The sequence below is a fragment of the Candidatus Manganitrophus morganii genome, assembly GCA_021651055.1.
GTDB classification, from domain to species: Bacteria; Nitrospirota; Nitrospiria; order SBBL01; family Manganitrophaceae; genus Manganitrophus; species Manganitrophus morganii.
The window spans coordinates 1,612,027-1,637,469 of record JAJHOH010000001.1 but is presented as its reverse complement, the minus strand read 5'-3'; the positions used below and the strand labels follow the sequence as shown (position 1 = coordinate 1,637,469).

At 55.9% G+C, this 25,443-nt stretch carries 27 protein-coding genes and 1 pseudogene; 25 read left to right on the top strand and 3 right to left on the bottom strand.

The window, feature by feature from the left end; all coding sequences use genetic code 11:
• Positions 1-5: 5 nt before the first annotated feature.
• Positions 6-950, bottom strand: coding sequence for a hypothetical protein (locus tag MCM46_07335; GenBank protein ID MCG3111623.1), 945 nt, complete (start codon positions 948-950; stop codon positions 6-8).
• A gap of 416 nt (positions 951-1,366) precedes the next feature.
• A complete protein-coding gene (locus MCM46_07330) occupies positions 1,367-2,026 on the bottom strand; it encodes a hypothetical protein (protein MCG3111622.1) in 660 nt (219 codons plus the stop codon).
• A gap of 280 nt (positions 2,027-2,306) precedes the next feature.
• Between MCM46_07330 and MCM46_07325 the strand changes: the two are divergent.
• From MCM46_07325 to MCM46_07260, 14 genes and pseudogenes are all read left to right on the top strand, one after another.
• A pseudogene (locus MCM46_07325) lies at positions 2,307-2,870 on the top strand (DUF507 family protein).
• Positions 2,871-3,221 (top strand): hypothetical protein, encoded by a 351-nt coding sequence (locus tag MCM46_07320; protein ID MCG3111621.1) that lies wholly within the window; start codon positions 2,871-2,873, stop codon positions 3,219-3,221.
• 248 nt (positions 3,222-3,469) lie between these two features.
• Positions 3,470-3,658 (top strand): hypothetical protein, encoded by a 189-nt coding sequence (locus tag MCM46_07315; protein MCG3111620.1) that lies wholly within the window; start codon positions 3,470-3,472, stop codon positions 3,656-3,658.
• Positions 3,649-4,653 carry a cation diffusion facilitator family transporter gene (locus tag MCM46_07310; GenBank protein MCG3111619.1) on the top strand — a complete coding sequence of 335 codons (1,005 nt, stop codon included), beginning with the start codon at positions 3,649-3,651 and terminating at the stop codon, positions 4,651-4,653. The genes MCM46_07315 and MCM46_07310 overlap by 10 nt, the downstream gene beginning before the upstream one ends.
• A gap of 104 nt (positions 4,654-4,757) precedes the next feature.
• Positions 4,758-6,038 (top strand): Glu/Leu/Phe/Val dehydrogenase, encoded by a 1,281-nt coding sequence (locus MCM46_07305; GenBank protein ID MCG3111618.1) that lies wholly within the window; start codon positions 4,758-4,760, stop codon positions 6,036-6,038.
• Between the two features lie 55 nt (positions 6,039-6,093).
• Positions 6,094-7,143 carry a leucine dehydrogenase gene (locus tag MCM46_07300; GenBank protein ID MCG3111617.1) on the top strand — a complete coding sequence of 350 codons (1,050 nt, stop codon included), beginning with the start codon at positions 6,094-6,096 and terminating at the stop codon, positions 7,141-7,143.
• Positions 7,121-7,384: a hypothetical protein gene (locus MCM46_07295; GenBank protein ID MCG3111616.1), complete on the top strand. Its 264-nt coding sequence runs from the start codon at positions 7,121-7,123 to the stop codon at positions 7,382-7,384. Before MCM46_07300 ends, MCM46_07295 begins: the two co-directional genes overlap by 23 nt.
• A gap of 26 nt (positions 7,385-7,410) precedes the next feature.
• On the top strand, positions 7,411-7,746 hold the full coding sequence (locus MCM46_07290) for a hypothetical protein (protein ID MCG3111615.1): 336 nt from the start codon (positions 7,411-7,413) through the stop codon (positions 7,744-7,746).
• A gap of 76 nt (positions 7,747-7,822) precedes the next feature.
• Positions 7,823-8,731, top strand: a complete 909-nt coding sequence (gene speB / locus MCM46_07285) for an agmatinase (GenBank protein ID MCG3111614.1) — start codon at positions 7,823-7,825, stop codon at positions 8,729-8,731.
• A 48-nt stretch (positions 8,732-8,779) separates the two neighbouring features.
• Positions 8,780-10,141 (top strand): acetyl ornithine aminotransferase family protein, encoded by a 1,362-nt coding sequence (locus tag MCM46_07280; protein MCG3111613.1) that lies wholly within the window; start codon positions 8,780-8,782, stop codon positions 10,139-10,141.
• Positions 10,141-10,461 carry a cupin domain-containing protein gene (locus MCM46_07275; GenBank protein MCG3111612.1) on the top strand — a complete coding sequence of 107 codons (321 nt, stop codon included), beginning with the start codon at positions 10,141-10,143 and terminating at the stop codon, positions 10,459-10,461. The genes MCM46_07280 and MCM46_07275 overlap by 1 nt, the downstream gene beginning before the upstream one ends.
• A gap of 521 nt (positions 10,462-10,982) precedes the next feature.
• Complete coding sequence (locus MCM46_07270) at positions 10,983-12,587, top strand: phosphatase PAP2 family protein (protein ID MCG3111611.1); 1,605 nt, start codon at positions 10,983-10,985, stop codon at positions 12,585-12,587.
• A 144-nt stretch (positions 12,588-12,731) separates the two neighbouring features.
• The gene (locus tag MCM46_07265; protein MCG3111610.1) at positions 12,732-13,013 is read left to right on the top strand and encodes a zf-TFIIB domain-containing protein; all 282 of its coding nucleotides are present in this window, start codon (positions 12,732-12,734) and stop codon (positions 13,011-13,013) included.
• Positions 13,014-13,110: 97 nt separating this feature from the next.
• The gene (locus tag MCM46_07260) at positions 13,111-13,269 is read left to right on the top strand and encodes a hypothetical protein (GenBank protein MCG3111609.1); all 159 of its coding nucleotides are present in this window, start codon (positions 13,111-13,113) and stop codon (positions 13,267-13,269) included.
• 120 nt (positions 13,270-13,389) lie between these two features.
• Here the strand turns inward: MCM46_07260 and MCM46_07255 are convergent, their stop codons facing one another.
• Positions 13,390-14,307, bottom strand: coding sequence for a mechanosensitive ion channel family protein (locus MCM46_07255; protein ID MCG3111608.1), 918 nt, complete (start codon positions 14,305-14,307; stop codon positions 13,390-13,392).
• 335 nt (positions 14,308-14,642) lie between these two features.
• Here MCM46_07255 and MCM46_07250 point away from each other — a divergent pair, with 335 nt between their 5' ends.
• From MCM46_07250 to MCM46_07200, 11 genes are all read left to right on the top strand, one after another.
• The gene (locus MCM46_07250) at positions 14,643-15,725 is read left to right on the top strand and encodes a hypothetical protein (protein MCG3111607.1); all 1,083 of its coding nucleotides are present in this window, start codon (positions 14,643-14,645) and stop codon (positions 15,723-15,725) included.
• A 376-nt stretch (positions 15,726-16,101) separates the two neighbouring features.
• Complete coding sequence (locus tag MCM46_07245; protein MCG3111606.1) at positions 16,102-16,815, top strand: hypothetical protein; 714 nt, start codon at positions 16,102-16,104, stop codon at positions 16,813-16,815.
• Between the two features lie 40 nt (positions 16,816-16,855).
• A complete protein-coding gene (locus tag MCM46_07240; protein MCG3111605.1) occupies positions 16,856-18,565 on the top strand; it encodes a DUF4157 domain-containing protein in 1,710 nt (569 codons plus the stop codon).
• Between the two features lie 86 nt (positions 18,566-18,651).
• Positions 18,652-19,305, top strand: coding sequence for an ankyrin repeat domain-containing protein (locus MCM46_07235; protein MCG3111604.1), 654 nt, complete (start codon positions 18,652-18,654; stop codon positions 19,303-19,305).
• A 139-nt stretch (positions 19,306-19,444) separates the two neighbouring features.
• Positions 19,445-20,068: a hypothetical protein gene (locus MCM46_07230; GenBank protein MCG3111603.1), complete on the top strand. Its 624-nt coding sequence runs from the start codon at positions 19,445-19,447 to the stop codon at positions 20,066-20,068.
• Between the two features lie 201 nt (positions 20,069-20,269).
• Entirely contained in the window at positions 20,270-20,815 is a 546-nt protein-coding gene (locus MCM46_07225; protein MCG3111602.1) for a PEP-CTERM sorting domain-containing protein, read from the top strand.
• Between the two features lie 341 nt (positions 20,816-21,156).
• Positions 21,157-21,708 carry a DNA-3-methyladenine glycosylase gene (locus tag MCM46_07220; protein MCG3111601.1) on the top strand — a complete coding sequence of 184 codons (552 nt, stop codon included), beginning with the start codon at positions 21,157-21,159 and terminating at the stop codon, positions 21,706-21,708.
• Positions 21,709-22,194: 486 nt separating this feature from the next.
• Positions 22,195-22,959: a phosphatase PAP2 family protein gene (locus tag MCM46_07215; GenBank protein MCG3111600.1), complete on the top strand. Its 765-nt coding sequence runs from the start codon at positions 22,195-22,197 to the stop codon at positions 22,957-22,959.
• 169 nt (positions 22,960-23,128) lie between these two features.
• Positions 23,129-23,572: a hypothetical protein gene (locus tag MCM46_07210; GenBank protein ID MCG3111599.1), complete on the top strand. Its 444-nt coding sequence runs from the start codon at positions 23,129-23,131 to the stop codon at positions 23,570-23,572.
• Between the two features lie 106 nt (positions 23,573-23,678).
• Positions 23,679-24,794 carry a chromate efflux transporter gene (gene chrA, locus MCM46_07205; protein ID MCG3111598.1) on the top strand — a complete coding sequence of 372 codons (1,116 nt, stop codon included), beginning with the start codon at positions 23,679-23,681 and terminating at the stop codon, positions 24,792-24,794.
• A gap of 198 nt (positions 24,795-24,992) precedes the next feature.
• Positions 24,993-25,439: a hemerythrin domain-containing protein gene (locus MCM46_07200; protein ID MCG3111597.1), complete on the top strand. Its 447-nt coding sequence runs from the start codon at positions 24,993-24,995 to the stop codon at positions 25,437-25,439.
• Positions 25,440-25,443: the final 4 nt, after the last annotated feature.

Genomic DNA, 25,443 nt, shown 5'->3' with positions numbered 1-25,443 from the left:
GACCGTTAAAAGAAGACCTTACAATCAGGCAAGGTTTGCCGTAATCTCTCCAAGCCGCCGGGACTGACGGAAGTGTCCTTGAGATCGAGTTCTTTCAGGTTCGATAAAGCGCTCAAATGAGCCAGCCCCGCATCCGTGATCCCCGTTCCCGGAAGATAAAGCCACTTCAAACCCCTCATGTTTCGAAGAGAGGCCAAGCCGGCGTCGCTGATCCGGGTTCCTCCCAAATAGAGCCATTCCAGTGTTTGCAGCTCTTTTAAATGGCTGAGACCCTCATCGGTGACCCGGGTTGCGGCCAGGGCGATCCGCTGCAGTTCGGGAAGTTCACGAAGATGCGCCAGGCCCGTGTCGCTGATCTTGGTACAGCCGAGAAACAGCCCTTGGAGCGCGGTATGCTCCCGCAAGAAGGCCATCCCCTTATCTCCGACCGTTGTTCCTCCTAGAGAAAGCCGTCTTAAGCTCCGCATTTCTTGAAGGTGCGACAGCCCGGAGCAGGTCACCTGCGTCATTCCGAGATCAAGCTCTTGGAGAGTGGTGAACTCCCGAAGGTGTTTCAGTCCTGCATTATCGATCGGGGTTTCCCAAAGGCCGAGTTCGATCAGAAGTTTGAGATTACGCAGATAGACGAATCCTTCCCCGGTGACGGCGGTACTCTTCAACTCCAGCTCATTGAGCCCGGTCAAACCGCGAAGATGAGACAAATCCGCATCGGTGATCTTCGCATATTCAAGGCGAAGGCTTTGCAGATCATTCGGTTTTAGGCCGGTCAGCGGCGACAGATCGACAGGCGCCCCGTCTCCCGAGGCGACCTTCAATCGAAGCGCTTTATCGGCAAGGAGAAAAACATCCCCGGAGGCGGGGCCGATTTCTTTCCAGGCATCTTCGGATCGGTTATTTCGGTCCCTCTGAAAAAGGATTCCGAGGGTGCGATCGGCGGGAAAGCGGACCATGCGATTCTTCGAATGAAAAAAGAGGGCCAGCCCTCGCTGGAAGATTCCGGAAATTCCGGTTCTATTTTTGTCTCTATTTTCCGGGTAGTTATCTTGTTCCCGACCCTGGGCTCGGCTCATTGCGCTCTTTCGTGGCGGGCCGATATCAGTACCCCCGGCCTGCCCTTCTTCAAACGGGTTTTGCCTGCAAGATTTTGAAGCAGCGGTTTCCGGACTAGGAGAAATCTGCTCGACCTGATAAATGCCAATCAGAAACCATACTAAAAGCACAACGAAACATCAAGCGAAATTCAGTCAGATTACTCTTAGGTTGATCAGGTAGAAAGAGGAAGAGAAATCGCTCTTGAAATAGAGGGGGGTCCGAAATCTCTGTTCCGATCCGGACCCCCATTTTACTTCATCGGGAAATGCCGTGGTTATGAGGGCTTGTGGGCATCCATCACGCGGTTTTGTTCGTCGACCTCAAGGACGACTTCGGTCCCGGGCATCACCCCCGTAAGTTTGCTGATCGCCGGGTTCTTCAGCTGAAATGATTTCGATTGACCCTCTGCCGTTTTGATGGTCACTTTTCTCTCCATCGCATTAAAAGACTCCAGTGTTCCGGTAATCGAGCGGTGTTTCTCCGGAGAAAAGCCCCCCTTTCCGTCATCGGCGCCACTTTGGTTTCCTTCAGCCACTTGGGCTTCTTTATGGATGTCGGCGATTTCATTCCCTTCATCCAATTCGAGCGTGACGCGGTCGCCGGGCTTCAATCCTTTCAGGCCTTCTTTTTTAGCATCTTTGACGCCGAACTTGCGAACGGTTCCCTCTTCGGTCTTCAAAGAGATCATGCCGTCTTCAAGCCGATCGATCTCCCCTGTGACTCTCCGATGGAACTCATCTGTGGCGCTCTCATCTGCTCCATCGCTTTGACTGGCGGGAGGATTTCCCTTGCTCCGGTCGGCGGGCGTGTCGACCATCTCTTCGTTGGCAGGGGTGTCGATCATCGGCCCTCCATCGAGGAGATCGCCGGCATAGGTTGTCCTCACCGTCAATGCCAGAAGGAAAAGTGTTGCGTAAAGCATCTTTCGATTCATCTCGTGCTCCTTCATGAGAGGATTTTTTTGTTTCTCACCCTCCCCCTCTCCAACGCTCAAATTCTCTGGGTGATCTGCCAGACCAGCCAACCATAATCGAAATGGGGGATACCTTGTTAAGCATTGCCTCTTAATTTTAGTATAGCCAATTCGGGAGTGCCGTAACAAGGGTGCGGTCTATTCGCCGCCTGGTGAGTGAGGCAGTTGAGAAGGCTCAATCTCACCATCGGGGCGACCGGCGCTTGTTGACACCCCCCCCCCCTTTTGTTATTCTACCGAAATGAAACTTGCCAAAGAACGGGTTGCCTCTCTCTCTAAGATATTGGTGGAGACCCTTCTCAAAGAAGGGCTGATTGCCTCCTCTTCCAAAAAAGAATTCTTAATCGGAAAGGTCGAATCGGTGATCTTGGACGATCTCCAGGTCGAAGACCGTCTGAATGCCGAAGTAAGGGAGATCCTGAAGGGTTACGAGAAGGAGATCGATCAGGGGAATGTCGATTATCAAAAGATGTTTCAGATGATCAAAAAACAGCTGATTAAAGACAGAAACTTGGTGGTATAAAACGATATGGCCCTTAGCGACGAAAAGATCAGCCACCTCTCTCACCTCATTCTCCAGGCGTTGGAAAAAGATCCCTCCGTCGAGCGAAAAGTGGAGAAAGAGGTGATCCTCCGGCAGATCAAGCGGACCCTCCTTTCGGAATTGAATCTCGATGTGCAGATCGACGAGCTGGTTCGGCAGAAGCTCTCCTCTTATTCGCGCAGGATCGTCGAAGGAAGCCCGGAATGGGACATCCTCTATCAGAAGACGTTTAATGAGGAAATGAAAAAAAGGAGGAAGTAATTGCAGAAGTGCGCAACCGCCGTTGTATTATTTTTTGTTTTGTTCCTCTCGGTGGGGGTCGCTGAGGCCACCGACGGAAAAGATATCATCAGCAGAAACCAGATCCTACGTGAACATCACCGCCTCCTGCATCAAATGTTGATGGCGATGAAAGATCAAGCCGAGGTGACCGAGCGGCTCCTTTCCGGACAGTCAACCGCCGCCCAGAGAAAAACGATGAGAAAAAGAATGGTCGACACGGCCGCGGAGCTCGACGGAATGGTCAAGAAGCACGACGCGCTGATGAAGTCGTTTGAGGAGATGATCCAGAAACGTGAGAACCCCGAGCCGCCCCCGGAGGAAGCCCCGTAACATGATGAGGCGGACCCTCTTAAGTTCCGGCACGTCGACCGGCGTCCCCGCGATTGGCTGCCCCTGCCCGGTCTGCCTTTTTTCCCACCCCCGAATAAACGAACGCGCTCTTCCCTCCGAGTTCAATATCCAGACCGCTCGATTTTCATCGATGCCAAAGGAAGAGACCGAGGTGCCGGCTTCCCGCTTTGCCGAGGGCCGCGGCTAGGGGAACGTTTCGGTTTATGTTATACTCAGGAGCGAGGAGCATGTCCGACTCCAACAAGGGAAAATGGTCTGGGGATATCCTGATCGCCCAGCTTTTATTGGGTATCCTGATTTATGTTGTTTTTAGCCTCTATCCAACCCAGCCGAAAATCGCGCTCATCATCATCTATGTTCTGCTCCTCGGAATTTTCTTTTTTTCTTGGAGAGGTTTAAAAAAACTGTGGAAGTAGATTTCCGATCGATCGTCACGGGGCATCATCACGAAAGCGAGGATCAGGAGACCTATCATCCTTGCCAAAATAGCTGCGGCCTCGACCTGGGGCATCCGCACAATCCCCAGGTCCAACCGATTTCATTTTCGTCGGTCTGGTCCGGGGAGCGGAAAAGGCTCCTGTCGGCGATTCTCCTCACCGGCGGGGTGATGATTGTGGAGGTCATCGGAGGATTGATGACCAACAGCTTGGCCCTTCTCTCCGACGCCGGGCATATGTTGACCCATCTCCTTGCGCTCTCGATCAGCTTCGTCGCGATGATCTTTTCGGTCCGCCCCCCCACCTCCAAAAAGACGTTTGGCTTTTACCGCCTTGAAATCTTGGCGGCGCTGCTGAACAGTTTCCTTCTCTTGTTGGTAACCCTTTGGATCTTCTACGAAGCGTATCAACGCTTTTACAACCCGGTTCCGGTGGCCACGGTGGAGATGATCCTCATCGCCACGATCGGTTTGGTGACCAACCTGGTCACCGCCGCCCTGCTGAGCCGATCGATGAAGCGGAGCCTCAATGTAAAGTCGGCCTATCTGCACATGATCGGAGACACCCTCTCTTCCGTCGGGGTGGTGGCGGCGGCCGGGGTCATTTATTTTACCCAATGGTGGTTCGTCGATCCTCTCGTGGGGGTGTTTCTCTCGTTCGTCATCCTCTACTGGGCGTTTCGCCTCATGATGGATTCGATCGATATTCTCCTGGAGGCGACGCCGAAGGGAATCGATCCGGTTCATGTCGTCGAGGCGGTGAAGGTGCTGGAGGAAGTCCGCGATGTCCATGATGTCCATGTCTGGACGCTGACCTCCGGCATGTATGCCTTGTCGGCGCATGTGGCGGTGGAGGACATGCCGCTGAAAGAGACGACGCATCTCCTGAAGAAGATCAATTTTCTCCTCTGTCAACGTTTCAAGATCGGCCACGCCGCCATTCAACTCGAAATCGACGGGGCCGCCCGAAAATAGTCCGGGTGCGGATTTTCGAAATAGGAATAAAGTAGAGACGTCCCGCCGGGGCGTCTCTACCAACGATTGGGGCCGCATTCCGCCGTCGAAAAGGAGATCCTTCCATGTCCGAGAACGAGAATCGGGAGTGGCTCGGCGAACTCGACCATCCGGAATACAAACTTGCACTCGCTCAGTTTGAGCGGGCCGCCGCGCGTCTGAACCTCGATCCGAATCTTTGTGAGCGGTTCAAAAGCCCGCAACGGACGCTGACCGTCAGTATCCCGATCCGGCGCGACGACGGCCATGTCGAGGTTTTTCGCGGCTATCGTGTTCAGCACGATTCGGCGTTGGGGCCCTTCAAGGGAGGGATTCGTTATCACCCCTCCGTCACCCTCGGCGAGACGGCGGCGCTGGCGATGCGGATGACCTGGAAATGCGCTCTCGCCGGTCTTCCTTACGGCGGGGCCAAGGGGGGGGTCCGGTGCGATCCGAAGGTCCTCTCGCGCAACGAGTTGCAGCGGCTGACCCGGCGCTATACCGCGGAGATTTTTCCGATCATCGGGCCCGATCAAGATATTCCGGCCCCCGACGTGGGGACCAACGAGCAAGTGATGGCCTGGATCATGGACACCTACAGCCAGTTCAAAGGGTATTCCGTCGCGGAGGTGGTGACGGGAAAGCCGATCAGCATCGGCGGCTCGCTCGGCCGGGAAGAGGCGACCGGCCGCGGCCTTTTCGTAACGATTCTTGAAGCGATGCGTCATCTCAATCTTCCCGTCACCGGCAGCACAGCGATCATTCAAGGGTTCGGCAATGTCGGCCGGCACGCCGCGCGAATGCTTTCGGCCCATGGCATTCAGGTGATCGGCGTTTCCGACTCGAAGGGGGCGATTTACGATCCGAGGGGGCTCGATCTGGCAAGGCTTCTCCCTTATAAAGAGCAGACGGAGAGTGTGGTCGGCTTTCCCGGGGCCGATCCGATCTCTCCGGAGGATCTATTGGAGCAGCCGTGCACGGTCCTGATTCCAGCGGCGTTGGCGGGGGCGATCCACATCAAGAATGCCGGCCGGCTTCGGTGCCGCATCCTGGCGGAAGGGGCGAACGGTCCGACCGATTTGGATGCCGATGTTTTACTGAACGACCGGGGGATTTTTATCCTTCCCGATATTTTGGCCAATGCGGGGGGGGTGATCGTTTCTTACTTTGAATGGGTACAGGATCTGCAGAACTATTTTTGGAATGAGAAGGAAATTCAGAATCGGCTCGCCGAGATCATCACCGAGGCGTTTCAGCGGGTCCTCGCGCGGTCGCTCTCGGAGAAGGTCGATATGCGGCTGGCCGCGATGATGACCGGGATCGAGAAGATCGCCAGCGCCCACCTGGTGCGCGGGTTATATCCATAGATAATGGCCGTGTCGAGGCACGACATGTCGTGCCCGACAAAAAAGAAAGGACAAGATGAACCTCTTCGAACAGATGAAAACGGAAGGGCACGAGCGGGTGCTGTTCTGCTCCGATCGCGCCTCCGGTCTTCAAGCGATCATCGCCATCCACAACACCCAGCTGGGGCCGGCGCTCGGCGGCTGCCGGATGTGGCCCTATCCGGATGCCGCCGCCGCCCTGACCGACGCGCTTCGGCTCTCGAGGGCAATGACTTATAAGGCGGCGATGGCCGATCTCCCCCTCGGCGGGGGAAAAAGCGTCATCTGGGGCGATCCGAAAAAAGAGAAGAGCGAAGCAAAGTTGATCGCCTTCGCCAAAGAGGTCGCTTCTCTCGGAGGACGGTACATCGTGGCCGAAGATGTCGGGATCGGCCTTGCCGATATCGACCGAATGCATCAGGTGATGCCGCATGCCGCCGGACTTCCGGAAGAAAAAGGGGGGAGCGGAGATCCCTCTCCGGCGACCGCTTATGGCGTCTTCTGCGGGATGCGCGCCTCTCTCGAAGAACGCTTCGGAGAGAGCTCTTTTCAAGGGAGGAAGATCGCGATCCAGGGAATCGGAAAGGTCGGGTATGCTCTGGCGCTTTTTCTTCACAAGGCAGGGGCGAAGCTTTATGTCTGCGATATGGATCCCGAGCGGGTGGCGGCGATCTGTAAGGTCACCGGCGCCGATCCGTTCCTGGGGCATGAGATCTATCGGGTGGAGTGCGATATTTTCTCCCCCTGCGCGCTGGGGGGATTCTTAAATGAAAGAACCATCCCGCGGCTGTCGTGCGAGATCATCGCCGGGGCGGCCAACAATCAGTTGGAAAACGCCAAGGCGGCGATCCTTCTAAAAGATCGGAATATCCTTTATACCCCCGATTATGTCCTCAATGCCGGCGGACTCATCAATATCGCCGAGGAGCTGAACGGCTACTCAAAAGAGAAGGCTTATCAAAAAATCGAGGCGATCTACAATCGCGTAAAGGAGGTGTTTGCCCTTGCCAAGAAAGCATCGATCCTCCCGTCCGAAGCGGCCGACCGGCTTGCCGAAGCCCGGCTTGCAGCTGGAAAGCGAGGCTGAGCCGAGGAGCGCCACCCTCTGGAAACCGGTGACGGCGGCGCTTCTCTCGATGGTTTTCGCGGGGCTGGGCCACTTCCTTCTTCAAGAGTATGCTCGGGGAGGGGTTCTGTTGGCGGCGGGAGCGTTGATTTTCAGCCTGACCGCCTATTGGCCGCCGGCGACGGCGCTCAACATTATCCTTTTTGTTTTCGCCGCCTTCGATGCGTTTTCGATCGGTCGGCGCGGATTTGGAATCGTCTAGCGAATGCGGCGTGAGAGGAGGCCGGAATGCAGATGACCCCTGAAAAGAAGCAAACACCCCCTTCGGAAGAGGCCGGCCCTTCGTCCGAACCGAAGTTGGAGAAGGAGAAAAAGACGGAAAATCGGATTGAATCGGATCCGGTCCGGCCGGTGATCGCCGCCGTGCTCTCCTTGGTTTTCGCCGGGCTGGGGCATCTCTATCTGCGGAAGTGGGGACGAGGGGTTTCGCTCCTCTTTGTTGCCGCTTTTTTATTTAAGATTTCCGGTTACTCGCCTCGCGCCATGATGTTGAATGTGGTCCTCTTTGTTTTCTCCGCATTTGATGCCTTCTCGTTCGGGAAGAGAGGACATGGGATCGTCTGAAATTCGAATGACGAATTGGCGAAAAGCCGAAGTTGGAAAGGAATGATAAAATAGAACCATGGCAAGGAAGTCGAATTTGAAAGAAGAAAAATGGTGGGCGGGTCTCAACCAGCCGAAGGCGGCGGCGCCTGATATTACGATCGTCGGCTTTCCCTATGACGGCGCGGTCTGTTATCGAAAGGGAGCGGCGAAGGGGCCGGATGCGATCCGCAAGGTCTCGAGCGAGATCCCGCCGGTCTTGGAAACGGGGGAGCTCCTCCGGGGGCTGGTCATCCGCGACGACGGCAACCTTCCGTTCGGGAAGAATTTCGTCGCCGCATTCCCGAAGCTCGAGAAGGAGGTTGAGGAGCGGGCGGCCCGCTCGTTTGTCTTGACGTTGGGCGGGGACCACTCTGTCGTCATCCCGGTCCATCGGGCCTTCAGCAAACGGGCGACCGAGAAGATCGGGTTGATCTTTGTCGATGCCCACACCGATCTCTCCGACACCTTCGACGGCTCTTCTTACTCGCACGCCTGTCCGCTTCGAAGGACGATGGAGAGCGACCGGTTCGATCCGAAAAAGACGGTCCTGGTCGGCACCCGCTGCTTCGAAATGGCCGGCCTGCAATTCATCCAGGAAAACGAAATGAAGATGGTCCCGGCCTATGAAGTGGCGGAGCGGGGGATGAAGGCAGTCGCCGATGAGATCGTCAAGCAGTTTGCTGACATGCAGAATGTCTATCTCTCGATCGACATCGATGCGCTCGACCCGGCCTTTGCGCCGGGGACCGGCATTCCCGATGCGGGGGGACTGACCACGCGCGATGTCATCACCCTGATCCGCAGGCTCCACCCGCTCCCGATCGTCGGGGCCGATCTGGTGGAGGTGGCCCCGCCGCTCGATGTCTCCGACATTACCAGTTTCGCCGCCCTTCGGATCATTACCGAAATCTTCGGCCTGGTCCATCGGAGAAAAGAGCAGCGCAAGCGGCTGAGCGTCATCTAGATTGAACAGGCGTCGAGGTGTCGAATCGCCGCCGGAAGAGGTTTTCCCATGAAGAAGAAAAATAACAATAAGATCCCCTCTCTCAAGGGGACCCCTCCCGGACCGAATGCCCAGAAGTGGGTCGAGCGGGACAACGCCGTGATCTCTCCCTCATACACTCGCGCCTATCCGCTGGTCGTTCAATCGGCCAAGGGGAGCGTCATCACCGATGTCGACGGAAACCGCTTCCTCGATTTCACCTCCGGGATCGCCGTGACGGCGACCGGTCATTGCCATCCCAAAGTCGTCAAAGCAATCGTCGATCAGGCGAAGCGGCTCATCCACATGTCGGGGACCGACTTCTACTATTCCTCCGAAGTCCTTCTCGGCGAGAAGCTCAACCGGCTTGCGCCGGGCCGGGAGCGGAAGAAGGTCTTCTTCACCAACTCTGGAACGGAATCGACCGAGGCGGCGATGAAACTGGTCCGCCATCAAACAAAACGGCCTTATTACATCGCCTTCTTGGGCGCCTTTCACGGGCGAAGCATGGGGGCCCTCTCTCTGACGGCGAGCAAGGTGGTCCATCGGGCCGGCTTCGCGCCGCTCGTGCCGGGGGTCATCCATGCGCCGTACCCCAATCCGTACCGCCCGCCTGCAGGCGTTCCCACGGAGGAGTGCGATCGCTACACGTTGAACTGGATTCGGGAGGTCGCCTTCCGGCATCTGGTCGCCCCCGAAGAGGTCGCCGCGATTTTCGTCGAGCCGATCCAGGGGGAGGGGGGCTACGTCGTTCCGCCGAAGCGCTTCTTAGGGGAGCTTTCCGACCTTGCGCGTGAATTCGGAATTCAGATCGTCGTCGATGAGATCCAGACCGGAATGGGCCGGACCGGAAAGATGTTCGCCTCGGAGCATTTCAATCTGGTTCCCGATGTGATGACGCTCGCAAAAGGATTGGCCTCGGGAATGCCGCTCGGGGCGATGATCGCCCGGGAGGCGCTGATGCGCTGGGCGCCGGGGGCGCACGCCAATACGTTCGGCGGAAACCCGATTGCCTGCGAGGCGGCGCTGGCGACGATCGATCTTCTGGAAAACGGCGGCCTGATGCAGAACGCGGAGAAGATGGGAAACCACCTTCTCTCCCGGCTTCGCGCCATGCAGAAAACACATCGCCTGATCGGAGATGTCCGGGGCTTCGGCCTGATGATCGGCGTCGAACTGGTTCGGGATCGCGAAACGAAAGAGATGGCGATTCCGGAGCGGAACAAAATCATCCAGCGCTGCTTTGAGAAGGGACTACTTATCTTAGGCTGCGGACAGAATGTCCTCCGCTTCGTTCCGCCGCTGGTGATCAAGCGTCCTGAGATGGAACGGGCGCTGGCGATCTTCGAGGAGGTTCTTGCCGAAGTGGAAGGGGAGCGAACGCCGAGATAATGCCCCTCTCGATCCGCCGATGGGAGAAGCCGGGCGAGCCGGCGCAGAAGGTCGCCCTCGAAAAAGACTTAAAAGCCCAGGGCTATCAACCGGAGTTCTGGGTCGATAAGCCCGGCACCAGCTACCCCAACCGAAAGTATCCCGCCGAAACGATCCTTTGGATCTTACGCGGGGAAGCCAAAATCACCGTCGGCGCCGACGCCGACATCCTCCGCGACGGCGACCGCACGATCCTCCCTCCGAACACCCCCTACAGCCTCCAGGTCCTGGGCGACAAGAGCCTTCTCTGGTTGATTGCGCTGAAGAAGAAAAAAAGGTAAGCGACCGTAAGCCAAGCTCATCAATGGCGCATAGATCTCCACTGGAGCGACCGAATTCCTCTCTCCTCCCAACCCCCTGATACTTTCAAGGTTTTGAAATCAGTTCCATTTCAGTTGATTGCACAAAAGCTGAAAAGAAGGTAAACGCCAATGGGATGTTTCCTCCGTTGGATTCTGGCGTTTTCACCTGGTGCATTGTTTTTAACATTTTTCTGTGATATACCCTATCCGCTCAAACTTCCAAATAGAACTTTTCTCGTCTCAGTTCAGTACGCTCTTGAGATAACCTGTACGCCTCGGGTATAAACCGCTGCAAGGAATAGAAATTTTCCATGAGATATGGACTGCAGTCTGCCTCATTAATATGTAAATATAAACATGTAAAAATCCTACTCGAAAGGAACCTTTTCTGCGTTAAGTTGTAAGTACTCTTGCCGGGTCTATTCATTGCATTGATTTACCTGGAACGCGGCGAGGGTATATGACGAAGGAGAGTGAAGAATTAAAAAGGAGAACGACGCATGATCGTAAAACACAATTGGAAGTGGATCATCCCGACATTGGTTATTCTTACTGTCGCCGTGACCGGTCCTGTCTGGGCGCGCGGGTCCGCGGGCGATTTCGATAATGCCTGGGGCCGACGCTTTGACGGCCAATCGCAATTCCGCGATTCGTCGAGAGATCAAACAACACGGGGTGGAAATGACGCGATCAACCGCCTCCGTTACTGGAACGAGATCGCCATCAACACCAGCGGGCTCGATCACACCCCCGTGGCGCCGGGCGAGAGCCGCGTCTTCGGGGAGCAATTGGGCCCCGGGCGGTCAAGCCGCGCGCTGGCGATCGTCCAGATCGGGGTGTTTGATGCAATTAATGCGATCGTCGGCGGGTATCGAAGCTATACCGGTCTTTCTCCGGTCTCCAGCAGCACCTCCATCGATGCAGCCATTGCACAGGCGGCGCACGATACGTTGATTGCCCTCTTCCCCTCGCAGAAGGCGAGACTGGATGGCCTGCTTGCCGAAGACCTCAGGCAAATTCGGACCTGGGATGGGCGCGCCAAGACAAACGGGATTAATCTTGGAAAGCGGGCGGCCGCCGCGATCCTGGCGCTTAGGGCGAACGATCATTCGCACTATATCGAGCCTCAAATGAATACGGAGTACATCCCGAGCAACGAGCCGGGAAAGTGGCGCCAAGACCCAATCAGCCAGATTCCGATCGCAATGGGCGCCTACTGGGGCAAAGTGACCCCCTTTGTCTTAAGATCGAGCGATCAGTTCCGGGTGCCCCCTCCGCCGGCCATGGACAGTCCTGAATATACGGCCGCTTTTGAAGAGGTGAAACGCCTGGGGGGAGACGGCGTTGTCACCCCGACGGAGCGGACCACGGCGGAGACCGAAATCGGCATTTACTGGGCTTATGATGGAACGCCGAGCCTCTGTGCCCCGCCGCGGCTCTATAATCAAATCGCGGTGCAGATCGCCGAACAAATGGGATCAAATACCATCGAGCTTGCACGGCTTTTGGCGCTGGTCAATGTGGCGATGGCCGACGCCGGCGTTGCCATTTGGGAGTCGAAATTCTACTACAATGTTTGGCGTCCGGTCACTGGAATCCGCGAGGCCGACGAGGGGACCGGCCCCACCGGCCTCGGCGACGGCAATCCCGCCACGATCGGAGATCTGGAGTTCACGCCGCTTGGCGCGCCGGCCAGCAATCTCACCGGGCCGGACTTTACCCCCCCCTTCCCGGCCTATCCTTCCGGGCATGCCGGGTTCGGGGCCGCCCTTTTTCAAGTCTTGAGGAACTTCTACCGGACCGACAATATCCCCTTCACCTTCGTGTCGGACGAGTTCAACGGCGTGACGCTGGACAACGACGGAAACGTCCGCCCGCTTCTCCCGCGCAGCTTCTCGACTCTCTCCCAGGCCGAGGAAGAGAACGGCCAGAGCCGAATCTATCTCGGCATCCACTGGTCGTTCGACAAAACCGAGGGAATCGCCCAGGGCCGGCGTATCGCCGATTTTGTGTTCAGGAACGCCTTCGTGCCGGTGCGCGAGCGAAGCTCCGATGGAGATGATCGGGATTCGGATCGAGATGATAGAGATAGAGATTGGCGGTAAGAAGTATAAGCCTCTTGGAGAAGGCCGTTTTTACCTGCTGAGCCGGTGGCTTGTTTTTAATGAGAACGTGTGATATCTATCCTCTTTTATCCATCTCTCCCCACGGATGATGAAAGACCAGGCGACAATTTAAGGAGTGAACCGATGAACTGTCCGGTATGTAAGAACGTAACGCTGGTCATGGCGGATCGACAAGGGATTGAGGTCGACTACTGCCCGCAGTGCCGCGGTATCTGGCTGGACCGCGGCGAGCTCGACAAAATGATCGAACGCGCCGCGGCGGCCATGGGAACGCCGGAAAGACAGGCCGCTGCGCCGCGCGATCCCGGCGCGGGCGCCTACCGTGAGCACCGGGATTACGATGATGACTACCGCCGGAAAACGAAAAAGCGGGGGTTTCTCGGCGACCTGTTCGATTTCGATTAATCAAAGCGAACCCTTTTTATTCCTCGATTTAAACGTACGCGTTTTGCATATGTATCCTTTCCTGAGACCGGTTTTAATCACTCAGGGAGGTTATGCTATGCTGTTTTTCAAAAAAATGCTTTTAACCCTGGCCATGCTTTCCATCTTAGGGTCGCTTGTTGCCTGTGAGAGAGAGGGGCCGATGGAGCGAACGGGCGAAAAGGTAGACGAAGCAGCGGAAGACACGAAAGACGCAGTAAAGGATGCCACCAACTGATCTTTGTCCAAGTTGAGAAGTTTTCTGCAGATTGAATGCAAAACGCGGCAGCGGGGGGGGCGAGTGGACGCTTCCCCTCCGCTGCCCGGATCTGTATGGAACGCTTTTGCTCAGGCGGCCTCAGCTGTTTGAGTTCGCCGCGACCTGCTTGACCAGGACCTCGAGCGGCTTGCTCGCCTCACCCATGTAGAGCGAGCGGTGCGGGAAGGGGATTTCAATGCCTTGGGCATCGAAGGCCTTCTTCAATCTTCGCCGGTACTCGCGCCCGACCGTCCATTGCTGAATCGGCTCTGTTTTGATCCGGGCTTTGATCGTCACCTCCGATTCTCCGAAATTGTCGACGCCGAAAATTTCGATTGGCTCGATGATCTTTTCTTTGTATTCCGCCTCCTTCGAAAGCGCTTCCGCCACCTCCCGCATTACTTTGACCACCCGGTCGGTATCCTCCTTGTAATCGACCCGGACGTCGATCACATACGCGGACCATTCCTTGGTCATGTTGGCGAGGGAGGAGATCGCCCCGTTCGGGATCACATGGACCACCCCCGCCAGATCCCGGAGGACAATTGTCCGAAACGTAATCGTCTCCACCAGTCCCCCGGTGCCGTTGATGATGGCGACATCTCCCACCCGCACCTGATTCTCCAGGATCATGAAGAAGCCGGCGATCACGTCCCGCACCAGATTCTGCGCGCCGAAGCCGACGGCGAGTCCGACAATCCCGGCGCCCGCCAGAATGGGGGCCACATTCACCCCGACCTGATCGAGACAGCTGATCAGGACGATCGACCAGATGGAAAAATATCCGATGGTTTTCAAAATCCCGACCAGCGTGGTGACCCGTTTCCTGGTGGAGCCTTTCACCGTCTCGACCGGCTCTCGGGTTTTAATGAGAATCTCCTCCATCCGATGAAGCAGAAAGCTCAGAACCCGGATGCCGATCAACCCGGCCACGATCAGTAAAATAATTCGGAACCCCGACTGCGCAAAGGCGAATGTGGTGCTCAACGCCAACTCTTTCAAACGGTCTATCGTCATTTCTCCCATGCTCTTCCCCCCTTTGTAAAGATTTCAGGATGGTTTAGGGATTGTATAGCAAGCTCAACCGTAAATTGCAAACGGTCTCGGCCGGTGTTTCAGGGACCCAACTTCTTCCTTGACCTATCGGGCGCCGTAGGATAATTTTCGGGCATGACGAACGTCGCATGGACAGCTCGATCACGCGATGATCGAAGGGAGAAAACCTTTCTCTGCGGGCAAAGTTGACCGACACGGATATCCACGGATATACACGCGCGGGAAGCGCTCTCGAAGACCGCGGTTTCAACGTCCGACTCGAAAGATCACCAAACGGGATGCTCCGCCGGAGGGGGTTGATCCTGCTTCGAAGTCTTTGTCTTTCAGTCGCCCTCGTCGGGCTGCTCGGTGCGGTCGCCGCGTGGGCTGAAGAGGGTCTTCCGGAAGGGGATTCCGAGGAAGAAACAGCGACGGAACAAGAAGCGACGGCGGGGGCGATCGACCGGGTGCATGAGATGGTCTCTTCCGGGATCACGGAAACCGCAGACTGGATCGACGCTTTCTTCGGGGAAGAGCGCGCCGAGGAAGAAATAAACCGCAGCTATCTCAAAATCGGCCTCGTGCGCATCAGCGATGAAGATGGAATGGAGATCAACAGTGAAGTCAGACTGAAGGTCGTCCTCCCCCGGTTGCAAGAGCGCCTCCAATTGGTCATTGAACGGGAAGGCGAGTCCGAGGCGTTTGAATCGGAAGGGGATGTGGGGGGCGTCCAAGCTCCGGTGAGGGATTCTCAGACGACGGATGGGGTCCGGTCGGCGCTTCGTTTGATCTTGCGCGCGACGCGCAATCTCAACATCTCTCTCGACGGGGGTGTTCGGGTTCGTATCCCTCCCACGGTCTTTGCCCGGCTTCGGTTTCGGGAGAGTGTCGAGCTCGAAGAGTGGGTTGTGCGGTTTACCCAAACTATCCAATGGGAAGAGGCGTTTGAGGATAACCCCTACCAGTGGGAAACGGTTTCGCGGCTTGATGTCGAGCGCCCGATCACCTCGAATCACTTTTTCAGAACATCGCTCCAAGGGGCGTGGTTCGAGGGGGAGCACGGTTATTTTGTCAGTCAGCGGTTCGCGCTCATCCATCTGCTCAGCAAACGCCGGGCGCTGATTTATGAGTGGAACACGCTGGCGCGGGCGGGGCAGATCGTCGAAACCGAGAACGACACCGAGATCGTGGTCGACCCGGACACCCGCTTTCGGATCGAGGAGACCGGCTTCAGGCTTCGGTACCGCCAGACCGTCGGGTGGCCCTGGCTTTTCTTCGAATTCGATCCCGAGATGGCGTTTCGCCGGGACTTTGACCGGGATACCGGCTTTGATGGGATCTGGCGGTTTTTGGTGAGGGTGGAGGTGCAGTTCGGGGACATTTTGTACGATAAATCCTAGCCGGACCCAAAAGGGGGAGCCTAGGAAGATAGTTTATACTTTTCTTGCCTCATGCTAAAATACGTCCCGATTGATCCGCTAAAATAAGTAAGGAGGGTGTGATGTCTCATCCGATTTATCGCGTCCGCTCATTCGAAATTCTTTCGCCTTATATCTTGCGTGCAGTTTGACGACAACACCGAACAAACGATCAACTCCCGGCCGATTTTGGTAATTCCAGGGACACCATACTTAATTCTTGGCCTTGCCTCCAATAGAGGGTCAGAGTAGAATCTCTTATCGGCTGATTCTATACGTCTGGATGGTTTTTACTTTGCCGTCCTGACGCGCTGTCTCGGCCTCCATCATTAGACCTCTTTCACGGAGACGCCCTATCATGAAAATCTTCATTCCAACACAGTCCTTCCAGGATTGGCAGCGTTTTCTGGCGAAGCCGAACCTTCACTGGAAAGAAGGCCATTCTGCGATGACGCTGGCCCGTTCATGGGAGGCGGCGGCAGCGACCGGCTTTCCGCCGGAGATCAAGGCCGCGTTCGAAACCTCGGGTTCGCCGCTTTTGACAAACCTCGATCCGCTGCTGGCCCTTCCTGAATTTCAGGTTCCGCTTCCCGCCGGCGTTCAATCGTCGCAGATCGATCTGCTCGCTCTGGCGCACGGAAAGGAAGGACTCGTCGGGATCGTCGTGGAAGGAACGGTCGATGAAACATTCGGTCCCACACTCAGAGAAAAGAGGATCGGACCTTCCGACGGATTTAATGAGCGCCATGTGTCTCTGCTTCAGTATTTAGAGCTCCCCCCCTCCATTCCTCAAACTATCCGATACCAGTTTTTGCACAGGACCGCGTCGGCGCTGATCGTCGCCCGGCAGTTTGACGCCAAGGCCGCCGTGATGCTGGTTCACTCTTTCAGCCCCACGAATAAAGGGTTCTCCGATTTCGAAGCCTTTGCGGGTCTGTTCAACGCAGAGCCCGAAATCGGCCAGATCGTCTCGGCGGGGATGTTCGAAGGGATGCCGCTGTTTCTCGGCTGGTGCGCGGGTGATCAGCGCTTTCGCTCCGGCGATGACGCCGAGCAAGCCGGTAAACTCTAGAGGGAACCGCTTTGACGGAAAAAGAATGACGATGCGCTCTATGCAAAAAAAGAATCAACCCCTGCAGCGGGCATTCTCCAACGTCGCGCGATCGACTCCTTCAGCAAATCACCCAAAACCTCCATTATCGCTTTATTTGCAGCGCACCGTCGGAAATCAAGCCGTTCAGCGACTTCAAGCAAAGTTAACGATCAGTTCCCCCGGAGATATCTACGAGCAGGAAGCCGACCGGATCGCCGACCAAATCATGCACACACCCGCGCCGCAACTCCAGCGCGCCTGCGCCTGCGGTGCAGCCTGTCCCAAGTGTCAAACGAAACCATTGCAGACGAAGCGGATCGAATCGGGCCACTCGGAACAGACCACAGCGCCGCCAATCGTCCACGATGCGCTGCGCTCCTCCGGCCAGCCGCTCGACCCGGCCACCCGCGCCTTTATGGAGCCGCGCTTCGGCCATGACTTCAGCCAAGTCCGAATTCATACCGATCCCAAGGCGGCAACCTCCTCCCAATCGATCCAGGCGTTGGCGTATACCGCCGGCCGCGACATCGTCTTCGCCGCCGATCAATATTCACCCCAGACGGAAAGCGGAAAGCGACTGCTGGCCCATGAGCTGGCGCACGTCGTCCAGCAGGGGGAGGGGCGACCGGTTGATCGGATTTCCCGGTTTTCAGACACCGACCATCATATTCTCGAAGAGGCGGCGTTGGAGCTGACCAAACTGACGCCGGGCGACATCAAGCAGATCCACGCCGGAAACGTCAAACGGGACTACAGCCAAACGGGGGCGGTCGCCAATCTTCTTCTGTTGTGCGATGCAAACGCCTACGGCGGCTACAAAGCCGAAGAGCATTTCGACAATTATCAGTGGAATGAGCAGTTGCAAAAGTGGCAATCGAAGAAGAACCCGGGCGCATTCGGCAAGAAAAGCCCGATCTCTTATATCGACGAAGAGCTGGTCCGGTTTGCCGACGCGTTGCCTGATCCGACGGCCTTTGAGCATGTCGGGAATGCGTTCCATACAATCGAAGATTTCTTCGCGCACTCCAATTTCGTCGAGCTGATCCACGGCGATTTCCGGTTCGGCAAGAAGCTCGTGACCGGTGGAGGAGGGTCGGGAGATACCTCTGTCCTAAGAATTTTGGAATCGGTCAGCAGCGAAGAGACCGCTCCCTTTTATGGTCAACAAGCGGCACAAGAGACGGCCAAATCGCCCCCGCACGCGCACGCGCGGCTGGCCAAAGATTACAAGTCGAATCCTTATTACATGCAGGCGGTGGTGATGGCGGCCCTGGTCATCAAAGACATCGGAGCGGAGATCAGCGTCCTCCGGGGAATGACGACGAAAGACGAGCGGGTGAAACAGGTGCGCGAGGTGATCATGGCCAAGGTGAGGCGATATCTCCGCCCGCCGGATGAAGGCGATAAATGGTGGGAAGGGCTTCGTGCTTCGAGCGGGAAGGAGATGGAAAAGTCGATCAGAGAAAAAATGGCGAAGACTCCGGTCACGAAGAACCAATGTATCTTAAGCTCGCTGAGATCGATCGAGGCGAGCAAGAATTCCAATCTCAAATTGTTCGGGCCGGCGATTCCGATCGAGACAAAACGGGGCCATGTCTGGGTGCAGGTCGGAACCGGATTTTTAGCGCCCCCCGCGTTCAAGGGACCGTCGGGAGCGGTGGAGCCGCGAAGCTTCGATTTCGTGCCGGTAGGGGTGCAGATCACAGGGACGTTTGACCTGCTTAAGTAAAATGATAAAATGATTTCGTTTTCTACCGTCCGTTGTTTTGTTTGAAAGAGGGGTTTATTTTAGTTAAAGGCCTGATCGTCCTTTTAGTGCTTGCCGCGGTCTTTACCACCAATGGCGTTGATCCGGTCCGAGGCGACGACGACCTCAATCAACGGCTTGTCGCCGCAGCGTCAAACGGCAACACATCCCGGGCCATCGCGCTTCTGCGCCAAGGCGCCGACGTGAACGCCCGCGGCGCGCGGGGACGAACACCGGTCATGGCCGCCGCTTATCGAAATCATGTCGAGACGGTGGCGGCCCTTATCGATGCAGGCGCCGACGTCAACCTCCGCGACAACATGCTCAACAACCCCTTCCTCTACGCGGGGGCCGAAGGCCTCCTCGATATCCTAAAACTCTCCGTCGAAGCAGGCGCCGATCCGAAGCTGACGAACCGCTTCGGCGGAACGGCGCTGATTCCCGCCGCGGAACGGGGCCACGTCGAGGTGGTGAAATATTTATTGACCCGCACCAATATCAACATCAATCATGTGAACAATTTGGGATGGACCGCACTGTTGGAAGCGATCGTTTTGTCCGACGGCGGCCCGAAACATCAAGAAATTGTCATGCTGCTGATTCAACACGGGGCGAACGTCAATATCCCCGACAGTGCAGGCCGCACCCCCCTTCACCACGCGAGGGAGCGCGGCTACAAAAAAATAGAGGCACTCCTTCAAGCCGCGGGCGCCCGCCCTTAATATTTCTCAACGGTCTTCACCTCATCTGGGTGACCACCGAAATAATCGTCTTCGGGTACAATATCTTTAAAGCAGTTGCCTCAACGGACGGCGCAGGAGAAACCGGTGTGCCGATCTGATCGTTTCCATTTTTAACTTCATGAAAAAAATAAACAAAGACGACAAAAATGAATTAATCATTGAAGTGACCTCGCGGTTCGAAAAGTGGGTCGGCTATGGCGCCCTTTTATTCCTCGGCTTTCCAATCGTGCAGTTCTTCTTAGGTAAACGGCTGAACGAAGAGCGTCTCATGGGGTTCATCGGCGGAGCGGTGGTGTGCGGTTTGGTTTACCTGGTGGCGTATGAAGAAGCGCTTTTCACCTTCGACTCACGGACCCGCCTGCTGACATGGAGACGAAAGCGTTCTCTCTCAACAAAACAAGGGACCCTTCCTTTCAGCCGGATCGATCAGGTTGTTCTGCAGTCGGCGATCGGCAACAAAAAACATTCTCCCAAACACCGCGTGGCGCTTCTGACGGGAGAGGGTGAGCTCCCTGTCTCCAATGCGTATGAGCATCATGAAATGAATCAGAAGATCGCGGAACGGATCCGGTCTCGCCTCGGTCTGTCGCCGGAGGAACTCGTGATGGACAGTGTCAAAGCGCTTGTCGAGCAGGGCCACCCTGTCGGCGCGGTCCAGCTCCTTCAAGAGAAGCAGGGTCTTTCATTGACCGAGGCGAAAGCGGTCGTGACCCGAATGAAAGAGCAAAAGAACAGATCTTAGAAATTTCTCGCAGTGAGCGTGTTTGCAGCTCCAGCAGCCTTCCTCCGGATGTTCATACTAGCACCATCCCAGAAAAGTGGACCGTTGAAGGTTCACTGGTTCGACATGAAAAATGGTTGTGATGGCAGGAAGGTGTAAGCCGCATTGCATGGAATGAAAATTGCTCCCTAAGCCGATTAAAACTTTTAAATGGGGGAGAAGATGAAGCGCAATATTTTTAGTCTCGTTGTAATTGCCCTTTTATTGTTGACGACGGAAGAGACAAAAGCGATATTGATCGATCGAGATCAAAATCTTATTTACGACAGTGCTCAAAATATTACATGGTATGACTTTGCTTTTAATCCGAGCGTTGAGGATTGGGATTTTACAGACAATTGGGTCAACAATTTAACTTACTTGGATCTTACGGATTGGCGGTCGCCCACGATAGAAGAGCTGCAATTTCTTGGAAGAAATGAGTTTAGAAGCACAGGCACCTATTCCACCGATCCGTTTGAATCGGTCGGGGCCGGCCTCGAATTTTATTTGTCATCGACCCTCTCCGGAGTGGACCAAAGACTGGTATATAGTCCCAGGCAAGACAGAACGTTCGGCACTTCGCCCCCGACATCGGTTTTTGGAGTCGCCGTCAGGAACGGAAACACGGTTGTTTCTGTTCCTGAACCGGCGACCGCCGTTCTGATCGGCGCCGGTATCGTTGGTTTTGCACTTACCAGACTCAGGAGAAAGAGCCGCCCGATTTAAGTATGTTTAGAGAAAACCATTTTTGTAAAACGGGGATGAACACTTCGTCATCAACGAAATGATACACCGTATCATTTTAGTTCCCCCTTTTTTCCATGGAGTAAGCAAGCCAATGAACGGTGATTGAATAAAAGAGTCGCCCCACCTGGGGACACGACCCCTCGTAGAAGGACAAAAGGTCCCTTCACTGTCTTTCTCCGCTCTAGAGGTCTCGCCTTGTTTAAACCGTCTCGGTTTGGAGAAGAGTAGATCTGGGATCTTCTTTTTGCTAATATTCACCGGGGTTGCGCCAGCGGCTCCTTGCCTCCTCCCTCATAGACTCCATGGCTGATTAACATTTCATGCAAAAATTGACACGCGCATTTTATGACCGAGATACCACCACGGTTGCAAAGGACCTCCTGGGAAAATACCTCATCCAGGTATCGGACGGCGTGGAGCGGATCGGGCGGATCGTAGAGGTCGAAGCGTACCTCGGCCCGCACGATCTTGCCTCGCATTCCTCCAAAGGGCGGACGGAACGGACGAAGATCATGTTCGGCCCGCCCGGCCACGCTTACGTCTATATGATCTATGGAATCTACGACTGCATGAACGTCGTGACCGAGCGGGAGGGACGGGCTGCCGCCGTCTTATTGCGGGCGATCGAACCGGTGAAAAATGTCGAGGGGCGAACTCAAGGCCCCGGCCTCCTCTGCCGGGCGATGCGGATCGACCGCCGCCTCAACGGAGTCGATCTGCTCAGCGATAATTTTTACATCGCCGCCGCGCCGGAGGAGAAGCCTCCCGTCATCGTCAAAAGACCCCGCATCGGGGTCGAATATGCGCGTCACTGGGCGAGGCGGCTGTTGCGATTTTACATCAAAGGCAATCGGTTTGTCTCAAAACCGTAGCGCAGGGAGACAAGCGGCATTCAGTAGATGATGAACTCCGAGCCAATTCGGGGAAGGGTCCTGTTTCTATTTTCGCCTCCTGCTTTATGATGAACAGAAGCACATCGCCTCCCACACGAAAACCGACCCGGAGCGCCCGGCAGCCTAGGCTGGGACGTTCGCTTTTTCCTTCACTTCCCCAGTTCGATTCTCAGATCAGAAAAAGACAACCGGCAACAACGAATGCGGCCTTGCCGGAAACGAATGAAATCGTCCATCCGCGGGGGGCCGCCATTGCCTTCTCAGCTTGCCAAACAGCTCGAACTCGGCAGTGACAGGACCCGCAAAATCCTCAAGCCCTTCTAAGGTTTCGACTAAAACCTGAACGATTTTACCCCACCGGCCTCCATTTTTTGTAATCCTTGTTACACTTCTCACAGGAAATTTTAGCGAGACACCGATATTCAACGTTACTGGTTTGTCATATTTTTACACCTGGTTATTGGGGTGAGTTTTTCCGGCTGCGGCACGTTGCCGAACGGGCGGGGCTGGGGGGAGGATGCAACCCTTTTCCCGGACGGCGAACGGGTTAAGAAGGCCGCCATCAATGCGCTGAAAGATCCCGACACCTGGGTTCCGGCCGCCGGGGCTGGCGTTTTTAGCATCGGGGACTGGGATGAACGGGTGTCGGAGTGGGCATATGAGAAGACACCCGTCTTCGGTTCCGAAGAGAATGCACAGAGGGCGAGTGATTACCTTCTGATGGCGACGGCCGCGGGAGCGATCGGATCTTCGTTATTCACTCCCAGCGGGGATGATCCGGGGAGGTGGGCGCTCTGGAAGCTAAAAGGGTTGTCGGTCGGCGGGGCCGCATTTTGGGCAACCTCCCAGACGACCGCGGGCCTGAAGGGTGCGATGGGACGGGAGCGGCCGAACGGACTGAGCGATAAAAGTTTCCCGTCGGCGCACAGCGCGCATGCTTTTTCTTTTACAAAATTATCACTCCGCAATCTGGAGTCGCTTCCCCTCTCCCGCCGAGAGCGGCTCTATTGGGGGGTCGGGTTGAGGACCACCGCCGCCTTGACGGCGTGGGCCAGGGTCGAAAGCCACATGCACTATCCGAGAGATATCCTGGCTGGCGCGGCGCTCGCTTCGTTTATCACTGGCTTTATCCACGACGCCTTTCTCGGGTTGGATGAGAGTCGATCGGTGGAGCTGGCGGTTGCCCCGGGGGAGCATGGCCTCTTTTATCTGCTCCGCTTCAAATTCTGAGACAAACATGATCAGGGCAGACACGCAGGTCTGCCCCTACTACCGGAACTGTTTGATTAAATTGCCGCAGGTGGGAAGCCGTCTGCGGCATTTTTATTTTTGTTGAAATGTGGTACATAGATCGTGTCCCGGAACGGTCGACTTGATATAGAAGAAGGAGTATTTTCTAATGAAAATGATCTCGACAGGGTTTTTCACCCTTTTTATCTTACTTGGTGCGTTTCGCCTTGATGCCGGCGCGGCGGAGTGGACGCCGTTTGTGGAGGATCAGCGATTTAAGCATTCTTACGACAAGCAGAGCATCTTTCACTCTCCTCAGGGGCTCGTTCGCGTTGCGATCAAGGTCGACCCCAAGGGAAAAGAGGGGCGCGACTTTTTGCTGAACGTCAGAAAGCAGATCGGCATGAATCTGGAGGGGTATGAGAACTACGGATTCAGTCTCACCGTCATGGAGATCGACTGCGTGAATGATGTAAAGCGCATCCTGCAAAGCGACGATTATACCAGCGAAGGAGAGCAGCTTGATTCCGTCTCTCCCCAAAACCCAAAGTGGGCCGCCATCGCCCCCGAATCGGTCCATGGCCTCTACAAAAAGGCACTTTGTAAGAAATAGGATTTCGATGCGTCATTATTTTCTCCGGGCCGAATACTGGCGTGGAGCGGCCTCCGCCACATTCTAAACCGATTCGTCCAGCAACTTTTATCAGAGGAACCGATCGTTGTCGCAGAGAGTGACCGAAGTGGCGGCGTTGTTTCTCAGGCTCGGCGTAACCGCCTTCGGCGGCCCCGCGGCCCACATCGCCCTGATGCACGACGAAACGGTGAAGCGGCGCAAGTGGCTCAGCGAGGAAGAATTTCTCGATCTGGTCGGCGCGACGAATCTGATCCCCGGCCCGAACTCCACCGAGATGGCGATTCACCTCGGCTTTCGTCGGGCCGGATGGCCGGGGCTGATCGTCGCCGGGGTTTGCTTCATCGTCCCCGCCATGCTCATCGTCCTGGCGCTGGCGTGGGGGTATGTCCGGTTCGGCGCCACCCCTCAGGCCGAAGGGCTGCTCTACGGCATTAAGCCGGTCGTGATTGCAATCATCATCCAAGCCCTTTGGAGCCTGGGACAAAAAGCGGTCAAAGGCCCGCTGACCCTTGCTGTGGGAGTGAGCGTTCTCGCCCTCTATTTTGCGGGCGTCCATGAAATTGCGTTGCTCTTTGCCGGCGGATGGGTCGTGATGTTGGCGGAGAATGCTCGGCGGCTTCGCGGCCGGTCATCGGGCGCCCTGCTGATTCCGGCCGCGGCGGCGGGGTTGTCGCAGGTTTCGGTTCCTTTCAGTCTCCCCTTGATGTTCGTGACGTTCCTCAAGATCGGCGCCGTGCTCTATGGGAGCGGGTATGTTCTCCTCGCGTTCTTGCGCGCCGATTTCGTCGTCCGCTTCGGCTGGCTCACCGATCGGCAATTGTTGGATGCCGTCGCGATCGGGCAGGTGACCCCGGGTCCCGTCTTCACCACGGCGACGTTCATCGGCTATCTCCTCGGCGATCTGCCGGGAGCCCTTTTGGCGACGCTCGGTATTTTTCTTCCCTCCTTCATTTTCGTTGCCGTTTCAAATCCGTTGATCCCTCGGATACGCAACTCGGCCTGGGCGAGCGGCCTGTTGGACGGCGTCAATGTCGCATCGTTCGGTCTTATGGCCGCGGTGACCTGGCAGTTGGGGCGCGTTTCATTCACCGATCCCTTGACGGTTCTAATCGCCCTGATCTCTTTCGGGTTGCTCGTTCGCTATAGAGTCAATTCGACCTGGCTGATTGCGGGGGGAGCGATCCTCGGTTGGATGGCGTAAAATCTAAATCTACCCAAAGGGCGTAGAAAAACGTTTGCAAATAAAGGATGAAGAAATTCCGTTCGGCGATATGTGAGGACGCTCACAAAAGAAATAACCGACTGTAATGCCGGGCACTGAAATTGCGTTAACCAAAAGTGCCGGGACCTTCGGGTCCGGTCAAAGTTGAGTTTGAGTTTAAAAGAATCAGGAGGAAACATGGACCCATTTAAACTGTTGAAAGAGGATCACGAGAAGGTCGCCGATTTATTCGAAGAGCTGGAGTCAACGACAGAGAAGGCGATCAAAAAACGGGAGACGCTTTTTAATAAGTTGATGACGGAATTGGAGATTCACGCCCAGATCGAGGAGCAGATCTTTTATCCGGCGCTGAAGAAGGCGAATGAAACACGCGAAGTGACCCTGGAAGGGTTTGAGGAACACAAGGTGATCAAGCAACTCCTGCACGAGATGGATGCCTTGTCGAGGGACAGCGAGCAGTGGACGGCAAAACTCTCCGTGCTTCAGGAAAACGTGGAGCACCATGTCGAGGAAGAAGAAGGGGAGATGTTCAAAAGCGCGCGGGAGGCCTTCTCCAAAGAGCAGCTGGAAGATCTCGGCAAGCGAATGGAAGCGCAGAAGAAAAAACTGGCGGAAGCGGCCTAGGCTG

Bases quoted from the DNA above. Each gene is read 5' to 3' on its own strand.
- MCM46_07275 (MCG3111612.1), top strand. From the start codon at position 10,141: ATGCCCCTCTCGATCCGCCGATGGGAGAAGCCGGGCGAGCCGGCGCAG.
- MCM46_07265 (MCG3111610.1), top strand. From the start codon at position 12,732: ATGAACTGTCCGGTATGTAAGAACGTAACGCTGGTCATGGCGGATCGA.
- MCM46_07335 (MCG3111623.1), bottom strand. From the start codon at position 950: ATGGTCCGCTTTCCCGCCGATCGCACCCTCGGAATCCTTTTTCAGAGG.
- MCM46_07330 (MCG3111622.1), bottom strand. From the start codon at position 2,026: ATGAATCGAAAGATGCTTTACGCAACACTTTTCCTTCTGGCATTGACG.
- MCM46_07230 (MCG3111603.1), top strand. From the start codon at position 19,445: ATGAAAAAAATAAACAAAGACGACAAAAATGAATTAATCATTGAAGTG.
- MCM46_07290 (MCG3111615.1), top strand. From the start codon at position 7,411: ATGCAGATGACCCCTGAAAAGAAGCAAACACCCCCTTCGGAAGAGGCC.
- MCM46_07255 (MCG3111608.1), bottom strand. From the start codon at position 14,307: ATGACGATAGACCGTTTGAAAGAGTTGGCGTTGAGCACCACATTCGCC.
- MCM46_07260 (MCG3111609.1), top strand. From the start codon at position 13,111: ATGCTGTTTTTCAAAAAAATGCTTTTAACCCTGGCCATGCTTTCCATC.
- MCM46_07240 (MCG3111605.1), top strand. From the start codon at position 16,856: ATGCAAAAAAAGAATCAACCCCTGCAGCGGGCATTCTCCAACGTCGCG.
- MCM46_07305 (MCG3111618.1), top strand. From the start codon at position 4,758: ATGTCCGAGAACGAGAATCGGGAGTGGCTCGGCGAACTCGACCATCCG.
- MCM46_07220 (MCG3111601.1), top strand. From the start codon at position 21,157: ATGCAAAAATTGACACGCGCATTTTATGACCGAGATACCACCACGGTT.
- MCM46_07225 (MCG3111602.1), top strand. From the start codon at position 20,270: ATGAAGCGCAATATTTTTAGTCTCGTTGTAATTGCCCTTTTATTGTTG.
- MCM46_07245 (MCG3111606.1), top strand. From the start codon at position 16,102: ATGAAAATCTTCATTCCAACACAGTCCTTCCAGGATTGGCAGCGTTTT.
- MCM46_07210 (MCG3111599.1), top strand. From the start codon at position 23,129: ATGAAAATGATCTCGACAGGGTTTTTCACCCTTTTTATCTTACTTGGT.
- MCM46_07200 (MCG3111597.1), top strand. From the start codon at position 24,993: ATGGACCCATTTAAACTGTTGAAAGAGGATCACGAGAAGGTCGCCGAT.
- MCM46_07280 (MCG3111613.1), top strand. From the start codon at position 8,780: ATGAAGAAGAAAAATAACAATAAGATCCCCTCTCTCAAGGGGACCCCT.
- MCM46_07315 (MCG3111620.1), top strand. From the start codon at position 3,470: ATGTCCGACTCCAACAAGGGAAAATGGTCTGGGGATATCCTGATCGCC.
- MCM46_07270 (MCG3111611.1), top strand. From the start codon at position 10,983: ATGATCGTAAAACACAATTGGAAGTGGATCATCCCGACATTGGTTATT.
- MCM46_07300 (MCG3111617.1), top strand. From the start codon at position 6,094: ATGAACCTCTTCGAACAGATGAAAACGGAAGGGCACGAGCGGGTGCTG.